Below are 7,389 nucleotides of genomic sequence, written 5' to 3'. Positions count from 1 at the left end.
ACAACATAGAATTTATTCTATGTGTAAGTGCGCATTGACCTCGTTTCACTCGGTCTGCTGATAACCATAAAATCAGTTTTTGCTGTTGTTAAACTGAATGTATTTTTAATTCAATTTATACTTGCACTTAACTAAGTTTGTTATGCTTTAAATACTTAAAAACTGTTGCAGATTCCACTGCTTTAAGCCAAAATTTTTTAATTACTTTGTTCAGAGATTCTTTATAACCTTAGCAACAAAATTTGAATAACCAACTGTAAGAACTATGTATCTAAATTGAAATTATTATTTTCCCGCGTTTACAATCTAAGTGCAACACATAATTAAATAGACCAAAAAGGCCATGATGACCTATTCTTATAAGCAACCAAGCACATAAGAAAGGCACATCATGACCAACATCAAGCGTACCATCTCTAAGGCTTACCAACAACTATCAAATTTTGATCGCGTTCGCATTGAAACTCTGCTCAATCAGGGATTCTCCCAAGCACGGATTGCCCGCGAACTCAACCGCTCTCGTAGTACTATTTCGCGTGAGATCACTCGTGGCTCCGTTCTACAGCGAATTCCCGGGCATAAGGTAGCGTTGATTTACTTTGCTGATACGGCAGCTTATCTGCACGCTCAGCGGCGGGAGCGGTGTCGACCCAAGACGATGCTTGAGAAGAACCCCGAGTTTTACGCCGCCTGATTTAATGCTTTCCATGGTTCAAATAAGTTATTAATCACGATTAATGATTTATTTGAGCTGTGGAAGGTAAACGCGGTTCTGAATGTCTCTTAAAACCTGTCTCAAATATTGACTTCAATCCAGTCATGATGGAAGAAGTTTGGAAACCAGTTAAAGGTTATGAAGGATATTATGAAGTTATTTGTTTCGGTAATGTGAGGAGTGTTGAACGATACGATACTATTGGTCGTAAAAAGCACGGAGTGATGTTGTCTGGGTGTAACAATGGCAATGGATATCTAAGCGTTCAACTCGCTAAAGATGGATGTAAGAAACGTAAATACATTCATCGCTTGGTAGCCGAGTCATTTGTTCATCGTGTTGAAAACAATAACGAAGTAAATCACAAAGATGAGAACACATTAAATAATAGAGCTGACAATTTAGAGTGGTGTAATCGCAAATATAACTGCAACTACGGAAACCACAATAACAAACTATCTGAATCAAAAGGAAGTAAATTCGTCGTCACTAATAACGTCACAGGGACTAAGATATTATTCAATTCAAATGATGTTGCTTCAAAGGTTCTTAAAATTGGTTACAACAAAATTGTTCAGGGCATTAAGGACGGTCGAATTTCATATTTGTTTAGACAAAAGAAACGGGACTTTAGCTTCAAAGTAGTTCAATAGTCTATTCGCTCTTAAAATCGTTTCTAAGACGTTTTAAATTGCTAACGTGTGTTGATACAAAACAAAGTTTAAAACAACCCCCCGCCCCTTATACGGCCAAGGAAGAGCACACACATTGCCGTCATCTTGTGATAGAAACAATTTTTGAATTTTTTTAGGTAGGGGGGGTCACCAAATAGTGAAAGGAGGCATATAAAATGAAAAAAGCGGATAAAGACGTCAACAACGGGCAATTATCACGTACACCGCCAGCTTACTTGGGCCGGCAAGCTAAGGTCGTTTGGCGCCGATTAGTGCCTTTTTTAGAAGAAAATACCCCAGTTAAGCGCATTGATAGCGGGCTTGTGGAGCAATATGCTTCTCAGTATGAGATTTACCGCAACGCCTATAAGCACATTCAAAAGAACGGTGAAGTTCAAGCAATCTATAAGACGTTGCAAGACCAGACTGGTCAAAAAATCGGTCAGGACTTTTTAGGTTATAAGCGAAACCCGATGACACAAATTTACGATTCAGCGGTTAAAAATCTGACTAAACTAGGCGCTGAATTGGGACTATCTCCTAAGTCACGTAGTGATTTGCTCAAATTAAACTTAGATGATCACAAGGACGAGCGAAGCATTAGTGATCGTATGAAAGAATTTCTAGGAGGGTAAAAAAGACTACTTCTTAAATGCAAAATATTTCATTGTCACTAATCTTGACGAAGTCCGTCTCGGTGTCTATCAATTCGTAATCTACTCCTAAAGACTCATCAAGTTGCTTAGCTCTTTCAAGCATTTGTTCAACACTATTGCCATGAACAATCTTAGTTTTCATCATTGTTGGTCTCCCTTTCTATTTCTTCAATCTGAAATAACGTATTCAGTGCCCTTTGCCGATCATACTCATTATCACTTTCAGCTAACGACTTGTAAGCCAATGACCGCATAACATAGTTGTCTACTCCCCAACCGGCAGTCGTAAACTTGAAATGATCCGAGGAAAATCCCTTAAACTGTGGAAACTCTCGCTTATATTCGGCTAATGTTTGATGTTGGCCACTATCAACTAGGCCCTTATCAAAAGCCAATTGTGTTGGATACCCATTACTATCCAAAACACCCTCAGCAACTAATTCTCGGTAAATATCAGCTTTAATGCTATTTGCTTTAGACATATTTAATGGCACCGACTTGCTTAAAATATCAAAGGCCTTTTCGACCAATTGTGGATACTTAATTTTCATTATTGTAATCTCCTTTTAAAAAATTCTGTTCCAACTTTTTTTCATACCTGTTCCATGTTTTTCCGATTTATGGAACATCAATAACCCCTCCATATCAACGTTACTAGTGCCTTGTTCCATAAGTTCCAAGTTTTAACCACTACCACCCTATGCGTATATATTTTTTTATATATTCATATTATTTTTAATTTTATTTTTAACAGTGATAAATGTTGGAACTTATGGAACAAACCTTGTGGCTCTAAGGAATTTTGCGGAACACTATTGGAACAATGTTGGAACAATTTATAAATTCATGGAACATTTCCGTTTCCTAAAGTTGTGTGATATAGCTTTTCGTTAGTTTAAGACCTTTAAATCTCCAAATATTATTACTATCATCAATCCCTCGACGGCTTTTAATTCTCTGCACCCCATACGCTTTCAGGTTTTCGGTGATCGTCTGTGCGGTGGTCTTATCGGAGTAGTTGTTTTCTAAGCAGAACGCCTTATATTCAGCAACTACACTCTTACTAGAATCGCCCTCGTCCTTGCTGGTATCAATCTCACAAGCTTCTTCAATGAACTGGCCGAAGTGGTCATTCAGGTTGACCCATTCATCACGAGCAAGCTTCATATCGTCCGTTTCAGTCAGTGAACCGCGTTCCATGGCCGCCATGAATGCTTTAATGCACTGGTACACGAATGCGCTTCTTTCATCCTTGACGAGTTGCATATCATGTTCTTTCCAAAAATCCTTATTGACTGTTCGGGTGTTGCCGTTGATGAACTTGATTAGAACCAGCCGGTCCGTCATGCCATTAGATGAGTCGGTAAATGATGGTAAGGCATTCGCGCTGAAAATCATCTTGGCGTAGTTGATAAAGGTAAAGTTTTGCATGCCCTTAAATTCCGCGTCTAGACTATCCCCCCCGCTTAGCTTCTTCAAAACAGCCGTGTTGCTAAGATAGCCCTTGGGAATATCGGCAACAATATTGGCTTCCATGCCATACAATTGTGCTGGCTTAAAACGTGCGTCATTGCCAGCTAATTCGTTGGGCGCAACGGCCGCATAATTACCAGCCCCGTAAAGTGTCCGGGCGAGAAGATCAATGAGAAATGTTGTCTTACCCTCGCCACCACTACCACTAAGAAACACCATTTTTTGAAATGGCCGGTAACTGTGATAGAAACCATAGCCGATGTATTCTTTTAAGAACGTGTCAGCATTGCCAACCATATCTCGAAGTAATGCGTCTGTTCGGGGTGTCATCATACCGCTAACGTCTAAATCATAGTCATGGCCGTTCAGCAAATAGTTTTCAGGGTTCTTAGATTCCATTTTTCCGGTTGCCATATTGAACGTGCCATTTCTAAAGGCAACTAAATTAGGGTTAGCATGGTCAAATGGGTTGTCTCGCTGGTTAGCTTGATACATGAAACGTTGAGTGTAGCGCCGCACCCTACCAATGTTCCCATCGTTGTAAACGCCCCACGGCTTTAGAATATGCGTCAGGCGGCTTTCAATGTAATTAACGGCTTCTTTATCTTTAAACATTCGCCAAGTCCCGGTAATATCAAGGTAAACAGCACCCTCTTTTAGCATTGGAAAACTAATCAGATGATCATGCTTAATCAGCTTATCGCCTAAAACTATTTCACTAACAAAGACTTTAAAAACAGGCTTGGGGTCGTTTTTGCCATCAGCCTTGTAATATGCATTAATCCATGATGGCACTTGTTGGTTAAGCTGTTTATTAAATTCTTTCAGTGCTTCCGGGTTTTTTAAAGTGTCAGGATCGGGAGCTTCAATGAAATTTACATCTATTGGGGTTAATCCCTCGTCGATGGCGTTGCTGTCTTTTGATACAACTACGGATAACCGCTTCTTATCATGGTAATTAGCCAGCAATTCTTGAGTTTCTGATGGAATTTCGTTCAAATTGCTTCATCTCCCGTTTCAATATTGAGTTGTAAATCGTGGTAACTTCTTTCGTTTCTAGTGGCTGATCAATAAATCGCTCATTAATTGAACAAGCTAATTCGTAAATAGTTTCTGGCTCGGCGCCGGTAACAAACAATCTTCCAATCATTTTAGTTAACCAAGCGTTGCGATTGCCTTGGACTGTTCCAGTTACCATTTCGTCCAGCAATCGACCGGTATACTTCTTTTGGTGTGTTGTACAGGCGTGTTCTGACGTCCAGTTCACTTTTTGGCCCGCCAACTTATCGACTAACCATTGAGGAGCCGGCTTAATATCAGCCAATGTTCGACCATCTAAGGGTTCATACGGTTTGCCGTTAATCTCGCTTGGTGCAATCACCGTGAAGTCACTTAGCAAATCAATACCGGGCCAAACGTCAACTTTGCGAACCTTAGCACCTGCGTATTTCAAAAAGTAATGTAATCCACCGTTAGCCGTTCCTTCAATGTAGGTATCATTCGGCAATGTTAGCCCTTGCTTAAATAGTTGCGTCAAGCTAGTCCGGCCGTTTTTAGTTGGATCGTGCATATCAATGTCAACAACTAATAAATCCGATAAATCTAGGCGCAAACCTAAGTTATAGGCTGGGTGATCTTCAAACCATGCAAAGATGGTGTTCTGGTCATTAGTTGCGGCTTGGTAGCCGGCCACCCCTTTAGGTGGCTTCTTCATACTCTCAATCAGTGGGTAAACCGCATAGCCTCGCTGGGCCAGTTCCATTGCTTTATCAAGTGTTGCGAACTCTTTCATTTTTCAACACCAGCCCTAGCACTTTTAATAGTTAATTCATCAGTAGCATCAGCAATTTTAATCAACTCGTCATTGATCGCCCAAGTCAATGAAGATAATGGTCGAATTTCACGTTTTAAGTTGTATTGAACCATACTGCTGTTTTGCTTGTTTTCTTCCAATGAATCACTTAAACTATCAACAATTTCGGAAAGTGCTTCGTAAAGTCCAAGAGTTTTTATGATTTCACCGTGTAAATCTTCAATATTCATTTTCCATTCTCCTTATTCGTGTTAAAATAAGGGAAACATACATTCCTGATTATCTGACCTACTGCTGTCCAAAGCAAAGTAGGTCTTTTTTTGTATGCTCTCCCATGCGACTGACCTCATTTTTGTTATTCAACAGCAACCTAAACTAGTAAAAAAATAGATTCTATTGTCTCACCAACTCCATCTGCAATTTTTAAAGCCACGGCAGGGGAAACGTTCCTTTTATCATTAAGTATTTGTGACAAGTAACTATGGCTAACGTTGATTGATTCGGCAAAAGTACGTTGTGACTTTCCTGAATAGCTAATTAAAGCGCGAACCTGTTCACTGTCTTTTAGTTTAAAGCTCATTTTTTTATCCTCCTTTCTTGGTACAAAACCAATATTAGCACTATTGTTATTCGGTAGCAACCGAAAAACAAAAAAATATTCATTTGCAACCAAAAAAATGATATGATGATTATTAAAGGAGAGTGAATAAAATGGCACAAGCGAATTTTTCTTCTATCTTGAAATTCACTAGAGTAAACTGGAAAACTAACTTAACTGTTCGTAAACTGCATGAAAAATCTGGCCTGTCTCATCCATATATATCACAACTAGAAAACGGCAAACGTGGCAGTCTACCAAGCCCAGAAATAATTTTAAAATTAGCAACTGGATTTGGGGGCGGTGATGAGCAAATTAAAAATGCTATATATATATTGTTAATGTCTGCTTGCGACTATATAAGTATTAATTTCGACTCAATCAATACAGTGTCGAACCAAATACAAATACCTGAATCTAGCCTACCAAAATTTAAAATACTAGTAGGCAACTTTCAAAGCATAAAAATGGCTGCATTCAGATTTTATATCTCCGTCCTTGGATTTGATAAGGTAACAGAATCGACTGACGAACAACTATTAGATCAAAAATACCAACTACACATTATAAAAAAAATAGAGAACGAAAAAAACTCTATCAAGGAAATTAATGCTTACGTTGAAGGTGTAAATAATGTAGAAGACTTGAACCTCTTAGAATCTAAGCTACCAAACGGTCCCTTTTACTTAGACAATATTCTCTTGACTGAAACAGATAAGCAAATCATATTAGGATCAATTAACACTGTTAGAAATCTTAGAAAAAATAACACTTAAATTCAGCGGAACCTCTAATGATAAAAATAGGCCAGCGGACCACGTTAAGTGATCTACTGGCCTACTATAATTATTCGTGCTCTTCTGACTTAATACCCCACTCATCAGCATTTAACTTATCCTTAACGTCAAGGCCTTTGTTGGCCGCAACAGTAATCTCATTATCATTTTTACAATGAGTAAATCTATCTGGGTCAAACAAAAGCATCTTATTATAAAACTTTTCACCATCAACGATTGTTCCTTCACGCGTCCCCTCGTTTTCAACATCTAAACCTATAGGTGTATCCGATAAACTTTTAATAACTTCATCCTTACTCATATATTCTTTATTAATTTCTGTCATTTAAATGACCACCTTACTTTTATATTTGAATAGACTTCCTCTATCCACTATATAATATAACGATTAAGTATACCAATTTCTACTTCACATAATGCGGCTTATCCCAAGTAACCACCATTCACCCTGATAAAACAACGGTCTGTTATTTTACCTTTGTGAAAATTTCTGGGAAACAATTGGTCTAGCTATTCAATCCCTGATTTATCGGTAAATATACTTTGTGAAATTCTCTTGGTTTATTCCTAGACCATTCGCTTAAATTCAGTAATTTTCTTTATATTCGACTTGACGGGTTACGGTTTTCCATTCAGTTTAGAGGGAGTGACGTTTTGAGCGCA

The 7,389-nt window shown here is 38.5% G+C and carries 10 protein-coding genes and 1 pseudogene; 4 read left to right on the top strand and 7 right to left on the bottom strand.

Going from position 1 to position 7,389, the window contains the following annotated elements; all coding sequences use genetic code 11:
- Nucleotides 1-391: 391 nt before the first annotated feature.
- The 3 genes and pseudogenes from IV64_RS03590 to IV64_RS03580 all read left to right on the top strand — a co-directional run.
- Nucleotides 392-691, top strand: a pseudogene (locus IV64_RS03590) (helix-turn-helix domain-containing protein); the annotation flags it as partial.
- 62 nt (nt 692-753) lie between these two features.
- Entirely contained in the window at nt 754-1,368 is a 615-nt protein-coding gene (locus tag IV64_RS03585) for an NUMOD4 motif-containing HNH endonuclease (RefSeq protein WP_057705804.1), read from the top strand.
- Nucleotides 1,369-1,565: 197 nt separating this feature from the next.
- Entirely contained in the window at nt 1,566-2,024 is a 459-nt protein-coding gene (locus IV64_RS03580) for a phage terminase small subunit P27 family (protein ID WP_057705803.1), read from the top strand.
- A gap of 13 nt (nt 2,025-2,037) precedes the next feature.
- Here IV64_RS03580 and IV64_RS14635 read toward each other — a convergent pair whose 3' ends face one another.
- The 6 genes from IV64_RS14635 to IV64_RS03555 form a co-directional block, all read right to left on the bottom strand.
- Entirely contained in the window at nt 2,038-2,187 is a 150-nt protein-coding gene (locus tag IV64_RS14635; RefSeq protein ID WP_157061020.1) for a hypothetical protein, read from the bottom strand.
- Nucleotides 2,177-2,596, bottom strand: a complete 420-nt coding sequence (locus IV64_RS03575; protein WP_057705802.1) for a hypothetical protein — start codon at nt 2,594-2,596, stop codon at nt 2,177-2,179. Before IV64_RS03575 ends, IV64_RS14635 begins: the two co-directional genes overlap by 11 nt.
- Nucleotides 2,597-2,909: 313 nt before the next feature.
- The gene (locus IV64_RS03570; protein ID WP_057705801.1) at nt 2,910-4,517 is read right to left on the bottom strand and encodes a DNA primase family protein; all 1,608 of its coding nucleotides are present in this window, start codon (nt 4,515-4,517) and stop codon (nt 2,910-2,912) included.
- Nucleotides 4,477-5,310, bottom strand: coding sequence for a bifunctional DNA primase/polymerase (locus tag IV64_RS03565; protein ID WP_057705800.1), 834 nt, complete (start codon nt 5,308-5,310; stop codon nt 4,477-4,479). Before IV64_RS03565 ends, IV64_RS03570 begins: the two co-directional genes overlap by 41 nt.
- A complete protein-coding gene (locus IV64_RS03560; protein ID WP_057705799.1) occupies nt 5,307-5,561 on the bottom strand; it encodes a hypothetical protein in 255 nt (84 codons plus the stop codon). The genes IV64_RS03565 and IV64_RS03560 overlap by 4 nt, the downstream gene beginning before the upstream one ends.
- Before the next feature lie 140 nt (nt 5,562-5,701).
- Entirely contained in the window at nt 5,702-5,911 is a 210-nt protein-coding gene (locus tag IV64_RS03555; protein WP_057705798.1) for a helix-turn-helix transcriptional regulator, read from the bottom strand.
- Between the two features lie 131 nt (nt 5,912-6,042).
- Here IV64_RS03555 and IV64_RS03550 point away from each other — a divergent pair, with 131 nt between their 5' ends.
- Nucleotides 6,043-6,705: a helix-turn-helix domain-containing protein gene (locus IV64_RS03550; protein WP_057705797.1), complete on the top strand. Its 663-nt coding sequence runs from the start codon at nt 6,043-6,045 to the stop codon at nt 6,703-6,705.
- Between the two features lie 70 nt (nt 6,706-6,775).
- On the opposite strand, the gene IV64_RS03545 is transcribed toward IV64_RS03550, so the two are convergent.
- A complete protein-coding gene (locus tag IV64_RS03545; protein WP_057705796.1) occupies nt 6,776-7,051 on the bottom strand; it encodes a hypothetical protein in 276 nt (91 codons plus the stop codon).
- Between the last annotated feature and the right edge of the window lie 338 nt (nt 7,052-7,389).

The organism is Lactiplantibacillus xiangfangensis, assembly GCF_001438845.1.
GTDB classification, from domain to species: Bacteria; Bacillota; Bacilli; order Lactobacillales; family Lactobacillaceae; genus Lactiplantibacillus; species Lactiplantibacillus xiangfangensis.
The sequence above is the reverse complement of the archived record's forward strand: the minus strand, read 5'-3'. Positions and strand labels throughout refer to the sequence as shown.

What these genes read in the sequence shown, in the direction of transcription:
- IV64_RS03545 (WP_057705796.1), bottom strand. Translation starts at nt 7,051, where the DNA reads ATGACAGAAATTAATAAAGAATATATGAGTAAGGATGAAGTTATTAAA.
- IV64_RS03580 (WP_057705803.1), top strand. Translation starts at nt 1,566, where the DNA reads ATGAAAAAAGCGGATAAAGACGTCAACAACGGGCAATTATCACGTACA.
- IV64_RS03565 (WP_057705800.1), bottom strand. Translation starts at nt 5,310, where the DNA reads ATGAAAGAGTTCGCAACACTTGATAAAGCAATGGAACTGGCCCAGCGA.
- IV64_RS03555 (WP_057705798.1), bottom strand. Translation starts at nt 5,911, where the DNA reads ATGAGCTTTAAACTAAAAGACAGTGAACAGGTTCGCGCTTTAATTAGC.
- IV64_RS14635 (WP_157061020.1), bottom strand. Translation starts at nt 2,187, where the DNA reads ATGAAAACTAAGATTGTTCATGGCAATAGTGTTGAACAAATGCTTGAA.
- IV64_RS03575 (WP_057705802.1), bottom strand. Translation starts at nt 2,596, where the DNA reads ATGAAAATTAAGTATCCACAATTGGTCGAAAAGGCCTTTGATATTTTA.
- IV64_RS03550 (WP_057705797.1), top strand. Translation starts at nt 6,043, where the DNA reads ATGGCACAAGCGAATTTTTCTTCTATCTTGAAATTCACTAGAGTAAAC.
- IV64_RS03560 (WP_057705799.1), bottom strand. Translation starts at nt 5,561, where the DNA reads ATGAATATTGAAGATTTACACGGTGAAATCATAAAAACTCTTGGACTT.